Source organism: Leptospira sp. GIMC2001 (assembly GCF_028462125.1).
Taxonomy (GTDB): Bacteria; Spirochaetota; Leptospiria; order Leptospirales; family Leptospiraceae.
In genome coordinates this window covers 1092146-1112252 of record NZ_CP115468.1, presented here as the reverse complement: position 1 = coordinate 1112252, position 20107 = coordinate 1092146, and the positions used below count along the sequence as shown (strand labels likewise).

The following is a 20107-nucleotide window of genomic DNA, read 5'->3' as shown; positions in this document are numbered from 1 at the left end:
AATCTACTTTGTTGCTTCTCTTTGAACTAGCGCGATGGTTTTCTTGATTCCATTCTTCTTGATAGAAGGCTCAATCGAACGAATACGATTTGTCTCGGATGCGTATTTACCTTCGGATAAAAAATCCACGACATACCAAGAACCCTCAATCTCTTTTAGAATCCATGAAAAAGTTACTTTCTCCGATCCATCATATATAATGGAGGATCCTAGAGTTGCCGTTTTGCCTTTGAAGGATGGCTTTTCGTAATTGATATCAATCTTGTCAAAATACTTAAGCGCAATTGGAAAAGATCGGTTTATAATAAAATTTGAAATTGCGGCTTCAAATTCCTTTCGTTCTGATGCTGAAATTTTACCAGAAGATTTGAGCAATTGGTTGGAAAATTCAGGAACATGAATGAGCTGAATCGCTTTGTCATTTTTTTTATAACGAATGAATCCTATTAGTTTTTTTACGACTTTCGTAACTTGTTCATCAGCTTTGCCAACTTCCTCTTTATCTTTGGAGTCATTGGCTTCAACTTCTGTTGGCTTCGATTCTGGAAGAATATCCGAATCATTTGCCATAGCGGGCGATGAGAAAACTAAACTGATAAAAAAAAGATAAACTAAAAATTTATTAACTGATTGATTGATCATTATTGTTCCATCCATAAATATATTACTATTTGGTACCAGATTAATTCAAGAATCATCTGGTCATAGCTACAAAATTGTCGTTAGAGTGGATTTTTCGTCAATGGATTTAGGATTGAACTTAGAAATTTCCTTAAAATAAATTCTAGCCTGAGTCGCTCATCCAGGATGAATGTAAGATTTTGTAGAATTTTTCAATTGTAATGGTGAGGTTCTTTGATTTCCAATGCGGGGTCTCTTCGATTTTTTCCTGAACATGATGGACAACAGAACGTATGAAGGATGTCCTATCCGACTTGGCACTCATATTCAAAGCTTCCATTGTTACCCCACGTCGAACGAGTTCTTTCTTAAGGCTCGCAGAAATAAGCATAACGGCTTCTTCTTGTGTAAGTCTCAGATCCTGAATCAATAATTTGGCTGATTCTTGAATGAGACCTAGTTGTCTTTCGCTGATTCCCATACGATTGATATCCTCTCTGAAACTAGTAGTTAGAAATCCAATCTTTTGCAGTTTTTGTCAAGTGAAAAAATGACAATAATTCCTTAGCGATATAGCCGAAAGCAAGCTCAGCATACAAAGCTAAACATAGTTCAGTTATTTGTATGAGAGAACAAATTGTTCACAATTTAGCAAAAAAAATCGTTCCCTTCCCTATGTAAGTCTAAATAGCTATAGAGCATTCCATTTATCATAAGATATATGTCGTGACGTTTGGAGATTATGTAAAGATGAGAAACCGTGAAAATCTAGAAGTAGTTAAACGCAATCTAATGGACAGTAATGTAGTGATAGGCTTAGTCGGCGCAAGCTCCAATCCAAATAAATTTGGTAATATCATACTTCATCATATGCGAAACAAAGGATACGATATGCGACCGATCAATCCAAGAGCAGATTCTATAGACGGAATCAAGTCTTATGCTACCATTCAAGAACTCAGTGATGCTGCGACTCAATCAGGCAAAAAATTACAAGCGCTCAATTTTGTCTTACCATCAAAGCTCGGTGCAAATCTTATCGCTGAGGGTATAGCCGCAGGTGTGAAGGACTTTTGGTTCCAACCAGGTGCTGAAGGTGAAGAAGTGTATCAAAAAGCGAAGGAATCTGGTATTACACCTGTCTATATTGATTGTATTATGGTTGAGATGCCGACTAAAATCTAATTCAAAATTCTTTTCAAAATATAGTTAATTTTCTATGTATTCAATTCTCGCAATTGACTTCGGAAATTTCTATTTTCGTTTTATTATACAGAAATAATTATCATAGACTACACTAGTCTTATATTACTGCGTTTTCTAAAACTTTTTCAATCTCTTCCAATATTTTTGTTGCTTGGGCTGATCCGTTCTTTGCAAAAAGTTTGCATGCATCTCGAATTGTTTTTATATCAGTAAAGTTCATTTCTGTAATGGAAAAAGTTTTCGCTTCTTGTTGTATTTCTATTTTCATTAATAAATTATAAAATACTATAGAATACTCGCAAGCTCTTTTTTAAAACATTTAACCACCACAGCACAATTTCCTTCGGAAAGTTATGCTGGACAGGCAAAGGGTTCAAAGAATACTCAGAGTTGTGCAAAGGAAAGAATTACAAAAATACAAATTTAAGAATTTTATTTTAGTATTACCAAAACAATAAAAACCTTCACACTACATGGTACTATTTGTGAACTTTGTTGTAACCTCAGTGATCTTTGCGATAGCGAAGTGACTTCCTTCGTTCCGTCCAGTGGCCAGCTCGGTATGCCAAAGCCGTAACGAAGGAGCCACTTCGCACAATGTAGCTATCTATAAACTTTTCTCTACATCAACAAAATACTTCGTGAACTTTGTGCGATCTTTGTAATCTTTGTGGTAAACTCTCAGTATTATTTTTTCTCACACCACAGCACAATTTCCTTCGGAAAGTTATGCTGGACAGTCAGGTATAGGGCACCAAGAATACGCAAAGTTTTGCAAAGTGAAAAGTTAGGGAATGCAAATATAAATATCCCTATTAGTAATATTTTAATCCCTACTTGTATTTTATTTATTCAGATAACTATGATTACTGTATAATATTCAATTTTTTATCGCGAAGTCTTATTATATTCAAAAAATAATGTATTTTTTCTTGTAAACAAATTGTATATAAAATGACTGTTGAATCTTAGTTCCATTCAACACTTATGAATATAGATTTCTTTATTTTACGTTTATGCCTTAGGCTGGAAGCACAGACTTATGCACTAACACTGCCCACTGCAACTATTTTTGTTATTATTGCAGGCGGCTACGTCGGAGAGCGTTTAATTTCATTAATTCTCGGAATTATTATTGCAATTATTCTAACAATATCCATACCAATCTACCGATACTTCTGGCTCAAAAAAAGATTAACCGCATTTCAATCGAATAATCAATTTGAATTGAGATCAACAATGAAACATTTACTGAATTTTCCAAGGATTGAGATGAGATTCGTTACAATTCAATGGATCTTTGGAATAATATTATCGAGCATTATACTAAACCATTTTGGTAAAATGCAAAACCATGAAATAGTTGTTAGTATATTTTTATTTTTTATGATTTTCGGAATCAATGCAAGTTCTCATTATTTAGCAGCGGAAATTGAATGCATAGAGCTTCTAAGCCAGGAGGAATTTTCGAAAATAAAAATTGATTCATCTGAACTAAGACTTGTATCCATTAAACAGAAAACTCTCTTTATGATCATTTCTATTTTGCTGATGCCTCTGTTCTCACTATCTTATTTGCTTATTGTGAATAAAATATTTCCTGATTTCAACAATCCTTACCCTGTTGAGTACAGCTTACCTTTTTTTATAATATTTATAATTTTAACGAGTTATCTGGGTATTCGACTACTCATCAAATCAATAGAATTCAATGTAAATTCTCTTGCTTCAATCATAAATAATATTGCTCAAGGTAACACCAATTGTACTATGCCGATTATTTCGCTAGACGAATTGGGGCATATAAGCTTTTCAATGAATCAATTTATTGCAAAATTTAGAACTGTAATTTTGGCGATTGATAATCAGTCAAAAAATTTGTTTGAGCAATCCACTTCGCTAGTGAAAGCCGCTAGTGATCTGAATAGAATTACAACGGAACAAGCATCTGCTTATGAGGAAATGAGTGCGAATCTTGAAGTAATCACTCTATCTAGTAACGAAGTCTCTGAACAGGCGAAAAAACAATTAGACATTTCTTTAGAATCTTCTCGTGCCCTTGAGAATCTAAATTTATCCGTCGAGTCCGCTCGCAATGAATCTATAAATGCAAAAAATATTTCGGATATTGTAAAAGTACAACTCCAAGTTAACTCAGAAAAGATTAAAAATACATTAGCTTTTATGAATGATATTCAAGAAAGCACTCACAAAATTTCATCGATATTGATTATCATTCATGAGATTTCAGAACAAATTGGACTTCTATCCCTCAATGCTTCAATTGAAGCTGCAAGAGCCGGGGAACATGGAAAAGGCTTTGCAATAGTTGCAAGAGAAATTTCCAAACTTGGAGAGAATACTTCAAGCAACGCATCTCAAATTAGTCAATTCGTTAAACAAGCAGTAAGCAATGCCAAGCAAGGCATGACTTCGATTCAAGATGCTGCCAATTCGTTTGGATTAATGGAAGAAAAAATCAAAGAAACTATTCTGAGAATTAATACAATTTCAGACTTAACAGAAAATCAAATTGAAATTAGCAAAGCAGTTTTAAACCAATTTAATGAAGTAAATCTATTGGCTCAGGAAATTCGAAGTTCGACTGTCGAACAATCTGAATCAAATCTGGAAGTATCAACTTCCATTCAGAACTTGTCTATTGAAACCCAAAACCTAGCAATTAATTCCGAATTGACTCACTCAATTTCAAAAGAATTCAAACAACAATCAATTGATTTACAAAAGGAATTATCTTATTTCGAAATTCATTAAATAAAAAGGTCATTATAAATTTTTTAGATATTTTCCTTAGATATACTAACAAAACTTTGTTTTTTTCGAGGCAACAGAGTATCTAATTCATTTATTCAATATTATTTAAGCAATTATTTTGTAAAAGTTACACCAGGGAAGAAAAGTCACCAATGAAATACAAAGAACTCAAATTAATTCACAGAAATGAGAATACAACCATCAGTCGCTATTCGAATGATAATGGAGAACTCATAGTTATCAAGAAAGCTAACGGGAATCGAATTTCCGTGGTTTCTCAATTGCGCCACGAATACGAATTAACAAAAAAGTTAAAAATAGCTGGTGTAATCAAACCTATAAAATTTGTTTCGAATCCCGAAGAAACTTATCTAGCCTTCCATGATTTTGGTGGAGAAGTATTATCTGAATTTATGAGGAAGGCTAATTTAGATATTGATTCGATTTTAAAGATAGGAATCAATATAGCTAAGACACTCGGTGAGCTCCATAGCAAAGGTATTGTTCATAAAGATATCAATCCAGGCAACATACTTTTAAACGAAAATGATTTTAAAATTCAAATTATAGATTTTGGAATATCAACTGAAGTATCACGAAATGTTCAAAGTCTAGTCCCTCCTAAGGAGCTAGAAGGTAGTCTTCTTTATATTTCTCCCGAACAATCAGGGAGAATGAATAGAATTTTAGATTATAGAACAGATTTGTATTCTTTAGGAATAACAATTTATGAAATGCTGACAGGAATTTTGCCATTTAAATCAAATGATCCAATGGAAATCATTCATGGTCATATCGCAGTTATACCTAAATCACCTTCGGAAGTAAATAAAAATATTCCTACTATTCTATCTCAAATTGTCTTGAAGCTTTTGGAAAAGAATGCAGAGAATCGCTATCAATCGGGTTTTGGTTTAGCAGAAGATTTAATGAAATGTCTTGCGAATTTAAAAGAACTAGAAAGCTCAAATTTTCCATTGGGATTAAAAGACAATTCAGGTAGGCTTCAAATCCCACAAAAATTGTATGGACGAGAAGAAAAAATACATTTATTACTCTCAACATTTGAAGAGGTTTCAAAGTATAACAAACGTAAACTAATCATGGTAACGGGATTTTCTGGAGTGGGTAAGTCTTCTTTAGTTCAGGAAATATACAAACCCATAACAGAGAAAAATGGTATATATTTATCCGGCAAATTTGATCAATTTCAGAAAAACATTCCTTACTATGCCTTAACTCAGTTGTTCAATCAATTCTGCAATTATCTACTGCTAGAAGATCAAGAAGTTTTAGGAGTGTGGAGAACCAGAATTATGGATGGCATAGGAAACAATGCGAGGGTTCTCTATGAAATTATTCCTGATTTAGAATTGCTTCTTCCCAATCAACCGGACATTCAAGAGTTAGGAACTCAAGAAGCACGAACTCGATTCAACTTAACATTTCAAAATTTCTTTCAGAGTATATGCACAAAAGAACTTCCATTGGTTATTTTTATCGACGATTTACAATGGGCAGATACTGCATCTCTCAACTTACTTGCTTCATTATTATCTTCGGAAGCTAACCAATATTTCCTACCAATTGGCTCCTATCGAACCAACGAAGTAGACTCTAGCCATCCTTTAATATCAACTCTTGAGGAGATACGTAAGTCTGATGTTGAAATAATTGATCTCAAATTGGAAAACCTTACTACAAAGGATGTTGAGAATATACTTGTAGAATCATTGAAAACTAAACCGAGTTCTATAAGTGAACTATCTTCGCTTCTAGTGAATCGTACTAACGGGAATGCTTTTTTTATTAATCAATTTTTACTTTCCATGTATGAGGAAGGCCATCTTCAATTTGACCATGATAGTCAAGAATGGAAATACAATCTAAAAAATATCGAGATGATGCAAGTCAGCGAGAACTTAATCGAACTTATGACTTTCAAAATACAAAAGTTGAGTAAAGAGGCTCAACGTGTATTACAATTATCTTCTGTTATTGGGAATCAATTTGATTTGGAATTTCTTTCGATCATTCATGACAAAGAAGCTGCTCCCACTCTGGACGATTTATGGGAGTCTATTAAAGAAGGTTTGATTATACCTTTAAATGAAAATTACAAACATATTCGATCAGGAATGAAAGAAGGGATTCAATTTTCCGAATGTGAGTTCAAATTTTTGCATGACCGTGTTCAACAAGCTGCTTACAACTTAATTCCCGAATCAGATAAATTGTCCACTCATCTAAGAGTCGGGCAATTATTACTAAGCCAGACGACAACAGATAAGTTAAAAGATAGTATCCTCGAAATAGTAACGCAATTGAATATGGGTCGAGATTTGATTGAATCAAAAGCGGAAAAGATGCAATTGCTTGAGTTGAATCTGGAAGCGGCAAAGAAAGTACAAGCATCGAATGCCTACGATGTTGCAAAGAGGTTTATTGACATTAGTCTCTCGCTATTTTCTATGGATTCTTGGAAAACCCAATACGATCTATCATTAAAAGTATCAGAGTTTGCTGTAGAGATTGGTTACGTGTTGGGAAACAAAGAGTATTTGCTCTCTAACCATTCAGCAATCAAAGAAAATGCAAAAAGCATAGTCGATGTTATTCCGAGCGAGTTGAATTTGATATTGTATTATTCAAGTGTCGCTGAATTCGGAAATGCAATTGATCTAGGTTTATCCATTCTAAAGCAATTCAAAATATCTCTGCCTAGAAATCCATCTCCGGCTATCATTTTATTTAATCTATTGAAAACGCAAATTGCGATCGGTCGAATATTAAAAAAGAATAATTGGGAGATTAAAGATTTAATTAACCTTCCCGTGATGACGGATAAAGAGTCCATTTTAATTATTAAGGTTGTTTTAAATATAATCCCGTCTGTCTTTTTCTTATCTCCGAATCTATTTCCGCTTTTAGTTTTTTTCAGTATGAGATTTGCATTGAAAAATGGATACATTGTCGATTCAGCGACATGCATATCGTGCTATGGACTCATTCAAACAGCAGTACTTTCGAAATCAAATATTGGCTACGAATATGCTATGCTTGCGAATGCTATTCTTGAAAAGTTAAAAGTAAAGTATACCCTTCATATCACTCCAATAGAATTTGGGATCAGACATAGAAAAGAGCATTTTAGAAATAGCTTACCGTCTTTGCAAGATATGCTCTCCACTTCACTTAGCCAAGGATATTTACCTGAGGTTGGCTATTCTATCTGGCTTATTTTTCTTATCAAATATTGCAGTTCTACCGAATTGCAATCACTTTACACAGAAACGGTAAACCAACTAAAGCGTTCCGCACACTTGAATTTGGGAAGTGTTGATTCTGTACTTTTAACTTTTGCTAACTCAATGGTTAAGCGATTGGGAGAAAAAAAATATTCTGACTCAATATTAGAACGAACCGAATGGGAAGACCAACTTAAGATCAGGATTGAATCTTTGAATAGTTTTGATATTGCAGTTGTATCAGCACTTGGACTAGATTATTTCGGTCGTATATGCAACCATGAATTAGTTCTTTATACTTATTCAGTTTTTGTAAAACACAAGGATGCCATGGTTGGTTATCCTATAAACAACAATGTCTGGTTCTTCACAACCCTTGCGATGTTAGAAGCATTAGATAACAAAAGTCCTGTTAAAGAATTTACGGTCCAACAGATGAAGAAAATCATAAAGGTAAATTGCAAAGAACTAGAGCGATGGTCCATAGATGCACCCATGAATTACCTACACCGTTGGAGAATAATCGAAGCAAGATTATTGATCTATAAAAAAGGTTCACGAGATGCTATTGAAACTAAATTTGAAGAAGCTATAGCGCTAGCCAAAGAAAATGAATTTACAAATGAAGAAGCACTAGCAAATGAATTGGCATGTGAATTCTCATTAGCAAATGGGAAAAAGCAATATGCAAAATTGCATTTACGAGAAGCAATCGCCTTGTATTCAAAATGGGGAGCGAATGCAAAAGTTAATCAATTAGAGGAGAAATATCCAGATCTAATTGATAGAAAAAAAGAAGTAACACAACGACTCAATACAAATTCAGAAGAAGAATCTAAGTTGGGTCGAGCCACCGTAATTGAATCAAAACGTATCGATCCTTCCAATTTAGATTTTTATTCTGTATTAAAGTCATCTAATGCGATTGCTGAGGAGATTCAGCTAGATAAACTGTTAGCTCGAGTAACATCCATACTCGTAGAAAATGCAGGAGCCGAGAAAGGTTATTTCATACTGAAGGAAGAAGAATCATTCAAAATACAATCATCTTATATAGATGGAAAGATCAACGTCTTGCAAAATGAAAATTTAGAATCAAGTTCCAAGATTCCAATGTCAATCGTTAACCTATCTATTCGAACCAGAAAACTAATCGTTGTCGATGAAGCACTTAGAGATCCAAAATTCCAAAAAGATGAATATATAATCAAGAATCAACCGATTTCGATCTTAGTTATGCCAATCTTTCATAAGTCTGAAATGATAGGTTTAGTCTATATGGAAAATAATAGAAGTGCAGGTGTTTTTACAGCAAAGCATGCCGAGACTCTTCAATTGATTGCTTCACAGGCTGCAATTTCTATTGAGAATGCAAAGTTGTATTTGAATGTTCAAGAGGTTACTGCAGAAAGATCCAGAATTCAAACTGAAATGGAGTTAGCACAAAAAATACAAACATCATTACTTCCCGAAAAAGCAGAACTAAAAGGTTATGAAGTATTAGGCTATATGAAAACAGCCGATGAAGTTGGTGGTGACTATTATGATACAATACTCGGCGATGGGGAGAGACAATTCGCAGTTATTGGGGACGTATCTGGACATGGAGTCACTTCTGGTTTGATCATGATGATGGCTCAGACCACACTTCATACAATCATTCGAAATGACAAAGAAAGCAATACATCGCTTATTTTAACAAAGGCAAATCAAACCTTAACAAGTAACATTGCCAAACTAAAAGAAGAAAAATATATGACCATGCAACTTATTGAAGTTGAAGCTAATGGCAGAGTGAAATATTCGGGAGCACATTTGGATTCCATTGTCTATCGAAAGAATACAGCTACGATAGAGAGGTTGGAGAGCAATGGCTTTTGGCTTGGGATGGAGGACGACATTGCTCCTTTTTTAAAGGAACGAGAGGCTTCATTGAGTGAAGGTGATCTATTATTTCTATATACTGATGGAGTCACTGAAGCAACTAAAGATAACTATGAGCTATTCGGATTTGATCGTCTATCTGCTATTATCCGAACAAATGGTTCTAATTCACTTGAGGAAGTTAGAGATGCTGTATTAGAATCACTCAAAGGCTATGAAACGCCCGATGATGTGACAATGTTAATTTTAAAGAAAACGAAAGGCTAAGAGGAATGATGAGTACAAAATTACAGATTGAGATTGCACCAATGTGGTCAATAATCAGCGAAATCAAAGATAAAATTAGAATTGCAATGGCAGGTTTAAATCAAGGAGAGATTGATTTTGCAGTAATGACAGCTTCAGAGCTACTAGAAAATGCAATTAAATACGGAGTTGCAAACGAGAACATTTCCCAAGTGGGATTTGAATTCGACTTAGGAACGAACAAATTAATGGTGAAAGTCAAGAATGGAGTCAATGCAAATGACTCAGTTGATGATTTGATTTTCATGATGAAAAAGATCAAGAATACAGATAACGCTCGAATGCTTTATATAGAAAGATTACAAGAAATAATGGAAGATCCAGCACAGTCTGGAAGTCATTTGGGTTTGTATAGAATTATTAGTGAAGGTGGATATGATTTAGATTACAATTATAGCAACCAAACTTTAGAAATGATTGCTACAAAAAAAATAGGAGTATAAAAATGGATAACTTAAAAATCGAAAATTTTGAAATTAAAATTTCAGCACAAGGTGATTCAGTGATGATGCAATGGCTAGGGCGAAGCGAGTCAAGAAATCCAGCAGAATATCTTAATCCTTACTTAGAAAATTTCATAAGCAATATTCAAGGAAAAAACTTAGTAATTGATTATACAAAATTGGAATTTATGAATTCTTCAACTGTTCCTCCAATTATTAAGTTAATCAAATCTTGCTCAACGAATGATATAAAAGTTACTATTCATTTTAATAAGATAGTCGAATGGCAAAACGCATCATTCAAACCATTGCAAACTGTATGTATGAATTTAAAAAACATTAAGATAGAGGGTATTTAATGATTTATATTTATTGTAAATGTCAAAGTTTATATGCTATGCTCTAAATGCGATTTTTTGCAGCTTAAGCATCCGAGAAGCCAGATTAGATTCGGATGCGAATTTCATCGAATCCCTTTGTGCACTTTGTGCTGACCTCAGTAATCTTTGCGGTAGCTACGTGACTTCCTTCGTTCCGTCCAGTGGCCAGTTCGGTATACCAAAGCCGTAACGAAGGAGCCACTTCGCACAAGGTTGCTATCTATAAACTTTTCTCTACATCAACAAAATACTTTGTAAACTTCGTGCGGTCGTCGTAATCTTTGCGGTAAGTTATTCTTATTTTTTCTCACACCACAGCACAGCAGAATTTCCTTCGGAAAGTTATGCTGGACAGGCAGAGCCACGGAGCTAACAAAGGAGCTCAGTTACAAAAGGCAAGAGATGCTGTCTCTCTCTAAGACTTCGGAAATACTGCCATGTAAATAAATGCTCCGTAACTTCTTCTAGTGCTTGAACCAACATATCGCGGTAGAATTCTTTGTGAATGGAAAGTGATCTAGTATCTGCTAGACGAAGAGCGACTTCTTCGGGAATATACTCTCTCTTTTTTCGGTAGCCTTGAAGAACTAAATACTTGATCTTTTCACCTGCTTGGACAGTAATATTTTCATCTAAGAGAGCAGCGAGTGAGATTGTGGACGAATTGTTCGCTTTATATTTGTCTGGTGATTTCGTAATTGTTCTCTTTAAGAATAGATCAGCTAGTGCTACGCGATTGCTCTGCAGTTCGTTCTCGTAGTGATGATAAACCGTATCAATTAGATCGCGCTTTGCTATCAATTCATCCTTGGTGCTGCATGTTCCCATGATTTCCAAAACATCTGCTTGAAAGTTTTTGACAAAATTGGGAATATCTTTTCTGCGAAGAAAGATTCCACGAATTTTGAGCTCACCTGATGCAAATTTACCGAGATAACGATTGACCACGCCAATTTTGGAATCGATTTTGGATGCAGGAAATACCAACCAATCATAGATTCCTTCTACTTTGAGTTGGATCTTGGTTCGTTCGCCGATATTTTTGCAAAGAGTAGAAAGCTCTTCTTTTGAAAATTTCTCTTCATTTGGTTTAACAATAAAAATAGAATCTGTGATCGCGTGCAAAAAAGTATAGCCCGCATCCTCTGCCATCTCTTTTGCTAAGAGAAGAACTTCTCGCCCGATGGCTGTGACTGCTTCATGACTTTCGATTCTACCAAACTTAGCATTTCTATAACCGAGATAACCAAAACTTGTAACAAACATCCACTTTAGCGAATTCTGTCTTGCTTCATAAATTTCTGCATTGGGTGATTTGCGTTCAATCTGTTCTTTATAGTATTTTCGTCTAACAAGTAGTTTATCGAGAGCTTCTGAGACAACACCTCGCCTCTTAGCGCATACATGAAAGCTCGTCCCAGGAATCAGGAATTCTGCTTCCTCAACAGTACAACATGGACAATTGACAGTTTCGGGACTAATATTGTAATTGGCCATGATAGAGGGATACATCTGAGCAAAGTCAAGTTGTGTTACATTTTGTAACAGAGAACCATAACTTGTATCGGGCAGACATACGAGTCCACCCTTATCGACTCGTATCAATTCGTATGCAGACTTAGGTCTCTCAAGAGCTGACTTCTGCCAAGGCACGAGATAATTCTTACGCAGGGCAACATCCATTTCAATATTTGTGAGAGCTGTTCCCGTGCTGGAACGTGCCATTTTCTGAATAGGAATTCGGCTGAGTCGTGCAAGCTCGATTACACCATTGATAAAGGATTCTTTATAGACAAAAGAATTGGACACGTCGATATGCAATCTACCAAACAAAGGATAGTTAGGTGCTCTGTAGATAGTCTGACCGTATGATTCGAAACTCGTACCTAGAGTCTGGATTTTTCTTGTGATTGCGTAAGGATCTCTGTCAAAAAGAAGCTTGATTCCATAGCTCTGAGACATTTGAAACAAAAATGGAAAAATCGCTTGATCTCCAAAAGAGCTAAGAATTATATCGGGATCCTTTTCGCGAAGAATCTCATTGATGCGACCGAGTAAATCTCTTGGATCAGGACGAAAGACTTCTTCGTTGTATCCTTGTGAATTGGAAAAAACCAGAGGATTGGACTTCGAATAACCGATTCGATGATTGGTTTTGAAGCTGAGTTGTAGAATGCGAAAATTCGGAACAGTATATTCGTAATCCTGAATATTTGTAAGTGATACAATTTCTTTGATGCGGGAGCCTTCATGTAGCACGCGAACTTTTGCCAGAGGAAAAAGTCCCTTAGAATAGAGATAGGATGTCGTGATATCAATATCCGAATGGTAGATATCCAATTTCTCGTAGAAGGCATAGAGCTTCTGATAGATTCGCTTGAGGACAGATGGTCTGGAAAGATGGATCTCTAGAACGGATCGAATCTCATTTTTGTAAAAATCCAACTTATCAACTCGCTTAGGTCGAGATCGCAGTGAGTTGAGCTCAATTAGGCGAGCAATAAATTTCTTCTCGTAAGCCTCACTTCCCGAAATATAGAAGGATGGGTAGTAAACATCCTGGAAACACCGAAGCTCATCCTCGCCTTGGATCCAAAGAGTAATATTGCCTTCCAAATCATAGAGATCAAAAAGTATACCCTCAAAGCTCGCGACCATGGAACACTAACAAGAATCAGTAGAAGTCTGGTCAAGATCGGCATGGTCGATACCCCTCGCACGAATTGACGCAATATCAGCTTCAAGCTTGGCAAATTTCTTATCCATATCATTCAATGTTGTCTTAACCTCAATGAGAGATGATAGCAAAATCGTCTCGATCGAATAAGGATTGGATGCCATGACTCCAGCCGCCAAATGCCCCTTAGCAGTTCGCATGATATCGTCAAATGCCTCTTGATGCTTACGCGCAAGTCCACGACGAAAATCTCCAAAACGTTCGTCAGCTAGACTCTGAATATTACGAGAATAAGGACCTACTGTTCTTCCCATTATCAATCTCCTTCTGTCTGATTGGTTCAATCAATTTACAGTGAACTGCTTCTTTTAGATGTAAAATATACGTGTCATAAGCTAACTCTTCTTTGGTTCTCGATTCCGAAATCAAAAGGGAAAATCCCTCTTCTTGCAACTGATTGAATTTTGCAACCAAGCTCTCGAGTAAGAACCTGCGTTCATCCTCTTTAATATCTTTGTCAAAAAATTCCTTAGACGGAGCAAGAAAGGCATAGAGACGAGACTTTCGTTCTAAGTTATCACGATCCAGCAGTAGGCCGTTGATAAAATCCATAAGTTGGTATGGGGTAAAAGCCCTCTGAACAAGCACTTCATGCAAGACGGGAAAATCCAAACCCTTGGTTGAATCTGCCAATCGAAATGCACGAAAACTCATACCACAATCCACCACATGAATCGAAACACCCTTCGCACTCAAAGAAGCGAGTAGCTCGTGCGTGACATGGTTTGCCTCCTTACCAACAAGAAGGATTGCGTTTTTTGTGTCGGAAATTGAGGATTCCATAAAGTTCAATATAAAACTTCGACAAATCAAGTAAACAAATAAATAGTAAATATAAGTATGCTTAAAAAATTTACCGAAATGGCAAGCTCGCAATAAGAATATTTCTGAACTGGCTCCTTATTTGATGACACGAGTAATGTGACATAATTTATTCCCGTCCGCTTATGCCAGCAGGGAACATGATTCCCTCGTTGATTGATGAAGATTGCAATGAGAATTACAAAGTCCAAATCACAATCCCATGAATATACTTTTTAGATTGAGGATGCAATATTTCTTTCAAAAAAGTTGCCTTCTCATAAGACAATTTAAAATAAAATAAATGAACATTCTCAATACTATCACAGAAAATGAAGATCAATTAATCATTGCGATGAAGTTAGGAAACGTATCCGCACTAGACAAATTGATTCACAAAGATTTGGTCTTCACTATTCCTAACGGACAAACCGTAACAAAAGAAATGGATCTCGAGAACTATAGAAAGGGTTTATTTAAAATCAAAGAAATCACACTCAAAGACAGAAAAATAACTATCGTTGATAATATTGCAATTGTAATTTCCGTTATACATTTAGAGGCAAGTTATGGTGCTCATGAAATTAATGGAAATTTTAGCTATATGAGAATATGGAAAGAATTCGATCAGAATTGGCAAATAATCGCAGGCAGTTCTGTAGAAATCATAGAATGAAAAATTCAAAATTATAGAAAACAATCAGATTTTCCATTTGACAGGCTTACAGTGTAATCCAAGTATGATCTATATTAGGATCTTTTTTTGATTTTATAAAAAAAGGAAAATACATTGACAACTAAAAAACTTCATTACATTTCAGGAATGGTAATTACCCTCTTCGTCGGGTTGCATTTATTCAATCATATATCCAGTATTTTTGGTGACGCTATACATATTGAGATCATGAATACTCTTAGAATTTTCTATCGAAATATAATCATAGAAACAATCTTACTCAGCGCCGTGGCAGTGCAGATTTTTTCTGGAATAAAACTCTTTAAAAACAAAAGAAAATCTGCTTCAAACAACTTTGAGAAACTTCAGATTTGGTCTGGTCTTTATTTAGCATTCTTCTTTGTGATACATATTGGTGCCGTTTTGACAGGAAGAACCTTGCTCAACCTCGATACAAACTTCTACTTTGGTGTTGCCGGCTTAAATTCCTTTCCTTTCAATCTCTTTTTCATACCTTATTACAGTCTTGCGATCATTTCTTTTTTTGGACATATTGCAAGCATTCACAGCAAAAAAATGAAGATTAGCATTTTAAACCTAACTCCCAAAGTCCAGGCTAAATTCATCTTCATTTTCGGAATTTGTATCACTGCTATGATTCTATTCGGATTAACAAACCATTTCCAAGGTGTGGAAATTCCCAACGAATACAAGATACTAATTGGAAAATGATGACTGTATAAATTAAAAATCGAATTTTTCAAAAATCTAGCAAATCGATTTTTAAATTAGAATCTCAAGAAATATCTTGATTTTATTTTCGATCAATGTATTTCTATATTAAAAATTATGCTTATTGAATACAAAACATTGGATTTTGGTGATGTAGCCTTGCTTCAAGAACTGAACTTTCTTTTTGGTGAAGCTTTCGAAGACCCAGAAAGATACCATCATTCGCCTCCCAATAAACTTTATCTCGAAAACCTCCTAAAAAAAGATAACTTCATTTGCTTGGTCGCGCTCGAAAATGGAAAGGTTCTTGGCGGTTTGGTCGCTTACGTTCTTGAAAAATTTGAAATGGAACAAAAGGAAATATATATCTATGACCTTGCTGTAGCTGAGCTCTACCGTCGAAAAGGGATTGCGAGAAATCTAATTTTAGAATTGAAAAGAATTGCGAGCGATAAAAATGCCTATGTGATATACGTTCAAGCGGACTACGGCGACGATCCCGCAATTAAGTTATATGAATCCCTAGGAATTCGGGAAGAAGTTTTGCATTTTGACATAGCAGTGGACCAAAAGAATCAATGAATGGAAATGTTTAATATTGTAATCGATATTTCGTTTACAGAAGCATATAATATCCGACTTTTCTTTCAAGCATTCAATACCTTATAAATAAATAATTACAAAATTTAAAAAACAAATTCGTGTTGGATTTAGTTTTGAATTTTCCTCCAATACCAATCTAAAATAAATCAGTTTAAAAACAAAAATTATCACCCGAAATAAATAAGTTTTTGACATTTTAGAATATAAAATTAATTTCAACCACTATGAGTCTACAATTATTACCTACAATTCTTGAACTTCTGAATGGATCAACCAGTGATCAGATGTCAAGCAAACTCGATCTCAATTCAACCCAAGTAACCACAGCTGCAACTATCGCAATACCTTTGATTATACAAGCTATGTCCAAGAACTCTCAAGAAGAGAAAGGAGCTGAAAGTCTTGCTAAAGCATTAGCAAAAGACCATGACGGTTCAATTTTAGAAAACGTAGCTGGTTATATAGAAAAAAGTGATCTTAAAGAAGGACAAGGAATTTTGAAGCATCTTATCGGATCAAATAGTTCTGGAATCGCGGAAACTATTGGCACAATGGCTGGTATTGATAAAGATAAGTCAACACAGATCCTTTCTATGCTTGCTCCAATTGTTCTTGGTCTTTTGGGTAAATATATGACACAGAAAAATTTATCCCCAACTGAGCTTGCAGCAAATCTCGCTGAAGAAGAAAATGAAGTAGGTTCTGCTGTTCCAGGCGCAGTTTCAATGTTCAAAAGCCTACTTGATAGTAATGGTGATGGGCAGATCGGTGATGATGCTTTAAAAATCGGCGGTCAGCTTCTGGGCGCATTTTTAAAGAATAGATAATTTTTTATTGAATAGAAGAATAAGGAAAACAACTAAATGGCAAAATTAGAAGAAGTAGAAGGTATCGGACCTAAATATGCTGATACATTACGTAAAGCTGGAGTAAGATCAACAAATGATTTACTAAAGAAAGGCGGAACTCCCGAAGGAAGAAAGCAAATTGTAAAAGACTCAGGAATTAGTGCGAAATTAATTCTTGAATGGGTGAATCATGTGGATTTATTCAGAATCAAAGGCGTAGGATCAGAATATGCAGATCTTCTTGAAGAAGCAGGCGTTGATTCAGTCGTTGAACTTTCAAAAAGAGTGCCTAAAAATCTTTATGAAGGAATGCTCGCAACCAATGCAAAGAAAAAATTGGTTCGAATAGCACCTGCACTTGTTAAAGTAGAAAGATGGGTTGCTCAAGCGAAGAAGCTTCCAAGAGCAGTATCTCACTAAAAAAACCTTTAAACAAGGTTCTGATTAGAACGAGCTCTATTCTTATTTCTTTTGTCTGTTCTTAGAATACGCATTAGAAAAAAGATAGAGCTTATTTTATTGTATTGTATTGAAAATTTCAAAGTAATTTAGACAATTTTTGAGAATTTTGCACGATTGGCAAAATCTTACCCTCATTGATATCATTCAAAATATAGGCCTCTGATCCATTTGGAGAGGTTAATATAAAATCACCTGAATGGTGACTATTCATTCCTTGGTATAAGAACAATTTTAGTTTTCTAAGGGAATTTGCAGGATCGCCAAATTTATCTATATAACCGGTCATTTTATAATTTTCATTCGTTTGAGAATCCAGATAATCTTGTAGTTCAGACGGAGATAGCAAAGGATCCGTTGATAAAAATACCAATTGGATATTTTCTCTTTTGAAAATTGGAGATAACGAATACATCTTCTGTATAGCGACTGGACAAGTTGAACCACATCCAACAAAGCCAGAGTAAATTAACGTCCAATGATCTGAACTTCTAAGATCAAGAGTATTCCCTGATTGATCGATCCAGTGATTCTCCAAGTCTATATTTACTTCTCTTGCACCAAAAATTGAACTAACATCCACAATAGAAAATAAAGATATACTAATTATCCCGACTATAACTCCTATGATCTTGAGTTTCATAGCTATGACTTCAACGCATTTTCTAAATTCTGGACATCATCTCGAATCAATTCAAATATTTTGCGGCTTTCCTGAATTGAATCAGCGATTGTTGACGTTGTACTTAGATTTTCTTGTGTTTTGAGATTTATATCTAAAATCGATTTGGATATTTCATCCATGCTATGAGCTTGCTCTTTGGAAGAGACCTGGATTTCATTGGCAAATTTGAAAAACTTTTCAATAGCTGAGTTCTGATTAGAAATCAAAGATTTAGTCTTCTCAATCTCTGTGGATATTTCCAACGAAGACTGAACGGAACTTTCAATACTCATTAGGAATTTTTTTTTCTTCTCATCAATTTCGATTGTTTTGTTATAGTTCGATTGAATAATATTCGAAATTTTATTAGAAATAGTGGAAATATCTTTTGTAGCCTTGGCTGTAGAATCGGCGAGCTTTGCAACTTCTTGGGCAACCACCGCAAATCCACGACCAGCATCTCCTGCCCTTGCCGCCTCAATAGATGCATTTAATGAAAGTAGATTCACTTTGTCCGCTATGTCTCCGATTAAATTCAAAATTTCGTTCATACTTTCTGAATCTTCTACACTCGTTTGCATTGATCGAAGCAAAATTTCAAAATTCGAACCAGTTTCCTTTACATTCGAAGCTGCTCCGTTGATTAAATTTCGATTTTTATTTATTTTTTCTACAAATTGATTATTCTGATTCTCCAACTGGTTGTTGAGCTGGATAATATGATCTATCTCTTGAATTTGTTTATTGGCACCTACAAGCATATGTTGAGTTGATGCAGCCGTTTCTTCTGTTGCAGCGGAAATTTCTTCTACATTCGTTGATTGATCCGCAAAACTCGAACGAAATTCTGCGGTAATTTTATCAATCTTATCTGCATTATTCGAGAAATCAATCGTATTTGTCTGAACTAGATTAACGATCCTTTTTATATTCCCTGACATTTCCATGAGCGTATCATTTGTATTAATTTGCTTATCAATCTCCGAGCGAATCACATAAGCCAGATAAATTAAAATAGCAGTTTCAAAAACAACAAATCCAGCATGGAGAAAGACAATATCCCATCCACAACCATAATTGAATACACGAATAGGAATTTCGTTGATTTTGATTTCAAGAGATTGAAGCAAATTTCCAGCAAGATGATGGACAGCAATAAATCCCGCAGTAAATGGCAGAATTTTCCAATCCATATATATCAATAGAAAAGCCAAGGCACCAAAAATATGAAAATGCATTTCTATCCGACCCAATTGCGCATGGATCAAGATTGCAGAAAAGCTCATCAAAAACAATCCATTCATAAAGGATAAAATATATTTGCCCTTAAAAATATAATGAGAGATAACAATCAATAATCCTAAAGCGCAGCTCATGATTCCAACCTGATAGATGGTTCCGTGATCCCAAGCAAAGAGTAAACTAATTGGTATATGCAGTAGGAGAAGAATTAGAAAAAATTTATCGGATTTATGTCTGCGTGATTTTATAATTTCTGAAGATTCGTTGGATTTCATTGTCTAAAGTCCAGACTTTAATAAGCGCTTGTGCGAGACAGAATTTTTTAAGAAATAATTTATTTTAGCTTTGTGAACAGTTTGCCATAACTGATCTAATATACTAATATTTCTATTTTATTACATTATTTAAATTAGATTTTGATAAAAGTATATCAAAATTATTACAATTTTACATTAATTAAAACGATCGTTCAACAACATCTA

18 protein-coding genes are annotated in these 20107 nt (G+C 34.9%); 10 read left to right on the top strand and 8 right to left on the bottom strand.

Annotated features, from left to right (window positions below; genetic code table 11):
• Positions 1-3 precede the first annotated feature (3 nt).
• Entirely contained in the window at positions 4-642 is a 639-nt protein-coding gene (locus O4O04_RS06465; protein ID WP_272534946.1) for an ABC transporter substrate-binding protein, read from the bottom strand.
• A gap of 142 nt (positions 643-784) precedes the next feature.
• Positions 785-1102 (bottom strand): hypothetical protein, encoded by a 318-nt coding sequence (locus O4O04_RS06460; protein ID WP_272534945.1) that lies wholly within the window; start codon positions 1100-1102, stop codon positions 785-787.
• A 269-nt stretch (positions 1103-1371) separates the two neighbouring features.
• On the opposite strand from O4O04_RS06460, the gene O4O04_RS06455 reads away from it, so the two are divergent.
• Positions 1372-1806, top strand: coding sequence for a CoA-binding protein (locus tag O4O04_RS06455; RefSeq protein WP_272534944.1), 435 nt, complete (start codon positions 1372-1374; stop codon positions 1804-1806).
• A 118-nt stretch (positions 1807-1924) separates the two neighbouring features.
• Here the strand turns inward: O4O04_RS06455 and O4O04_RS06450 are convergent, their stop codons facing one another.
• The gene (locus O4O04_RS06450) at positions 1925-2095 is read right to left on the bottom strand and encodes a hypothetical protein (RefSeq protein WP_272534943.1); all 171 of its coding nucleotides are present in this window, start codon (positions 2093-2095) and stop codon (positions 1925-1927) included.
• Positions 2096-2814: 719 nt separating this feature from the next.
• Here O4O04_RS06450 and O4O04_RS06445 point away from each other — a divergent pair.
• The 4 genes from O4O04_RS06445 (at position 2815) to O4O04_RS06430 (ending at position 10842) form a co-directional block, all read left to right on the top strand.
• Positions 2815-4602 (top strand): methyl-accepting chemotaxis protein, encoded by a 1788-nt coding sequence (locus tag O4O04_RS06445; RefSeq protein WP_272534942.1) that lies wholly within the window; start codon positions 2815-2817, stop codon positions 4600-4602.
• Between the two features lie 152 nt (positions 4603-4754).
• Positions 4755-10001, top strand: a complete 5247-nt coding sequence (locus O4O04_RS06440; protein ID WP_272534941.1) for a SpoIIE family protein phosphatase — start codon at positions 4755-4757, stop codon at positions 9999-10001.
• A gap of 5 nt (positions 10002-10006) precedes the next feature.
• Positions 10007-10483 (top strand): hypothetical protein, encoded by a 477-nt coding sequence (locus tag O4O04_RS06435; protein WP_272534940.1) that lies wholly within the window; start codon positions 10007-10009, stop codon positions 10481-10483.
• 2 nt (positions 10484-10485) lie between these two features.
• A complete protein-coding gene (locus tag O4O04_RS06430) occupies positions 10486-10842 on the top strand; it encodes an STAS domain-containing protein (protein ID WP_272534939.1) in 357 nt (118 codons plus the stop codon).
• 390 nt (positions 10843-11232) lie between these two features.
• On the opposite strand, the gene O4O04_RS06425 is transcribed toward O4O04_RS06430, so the two are convergent.
• Genes O4O04_RS06425 through O4O04_RS06415 form a run of 3 tightly spaced genes read right to left on the bottom strand, consistent with a single transcriptional unit; the run spans position 11233 to position 14383 of the window.
• The gene (locus O4O04_RS06425; protein ID WP_272534938.1) at positions 11233-13521 is read right to left on the bottom strand and encodes a DNA polymerase domain-containing protein; all 2289 of its coding nucleotides are present in this window, start codon (positions 13519-13521) and stop codon (positions 11233-11235) included.
• A gap of 6 nt (positions 13522-13527) precedes the next feature.
• Complete coding sequence (locus tag O4O04_RS06420) at positions 13528-13854, bottom strand: DUF8156 family protein (protein WP_272534937.1); 327 nt, start codon at positions 13852-13854, stop codon at positions 13528-13530.
• Entirely contained in the window at positions 13823-14383 is a 561-nt protein-coding gene (locus O4O04_RS06415) for a hypothetical protein (protein WP_272534936.1), read from the bottom strand. Before O4O04_RS06415 ends, O4O04_RS06420 begins: the two co-directional genes overlap by 32 nt.
• Before the next feature lie 322 nt (positions 14384-14705).
• Here O4O04_RS06415 and O4O04_RS06410 point away from each other — a divergent pair, with 322 nt between their 5' ends.
• From O4O04_RS06410 to O4O04_RS06390, 5 genes are all read left to right on the top strand, one after another.
• Positions 14706-15077 carry a nuclear transport factor 2 family protein gene (locus O4O04_RS06410; RefSeq protein ID WP_272534935.1) on the top strand — a complete coding sequence of 124 codons (372 nt, stop codon included), beginning with the start codon at positions 14706-14708 and terminating at the stop codon, positions 15075-15077.
• A gap of 114 nt (positions 15078-15191) precedes the next feature.
• Positions 15192-15809 (top strand): succinate dehydrogenase/fumarate reductase transmembrane subunit, encoded by a 618-nt coding sequence (locus tag O4O04_RS06405; protein WP_272534934.1) that lies wholly within the window; start codon positions 15192-15194, stop codon positions 15807-15809.
• Between the two features lie 117 nt (positions 15810-15926).
• Positions 15927-16391, top strand: coding sequence for an AAC(3)-I family aminoglycoside N-acetyltransferase (locus O4O04_RS06400; RefSeq protein WP_272534933.1), 465 nt, complete (start codon positions 15927-15929; stop codon positions 16389-16391).
• Between the two features lie 245 nt (positions 16392-16636).
• Entirely contained in the window at positions 16637-17239 is a 603-nt protein-coding gene (locus O4O04_RS06395; RefSeq protein WP_272534932.1) for a DUF937 domain-containing protein, read from the top strand.
• Between the two features lie 36 nt (positions 17240-17275).
• On the top strand, positions 17276-17680 hold the full coding sequence (locus O4O04_RS06390; protein WP_272534931.1) for a DUF4332 domain-containing protein: 405 nt from the start codon (positions 17276-17278) through the stop codon (positions 17678-17680).
• Positions 17681-17798: 118 nt separating this feature from the next.
• Here the strand turns inward: O4O04_RS06390 and O4O04_RS06385 are convergent, their stop codons facing one another.
• Positions 17799-18362, bottom strand: a complete 564-nt coding sequence (locus tag O4O04_RS06385) for an SCO family protein (protein ID WP_272534930.1) — start codon at positions 18360-18362, stop codon at positions 17799-17801.
• A gap of 2 nt (positions 18363-18364) precedes the next feature.
• A complete protein-coding gene (locus tag O4O04_RS06380) occupies positions 18365-19900 on the bottom strand; it encodes a methyl-accepting chemotaxis protein (RefSeq protein WP_272534929.1) in 1536 nt (511 codons plus the stop codon).
• Positions 19901-20107: the final 207 nt, after the last annotated feature.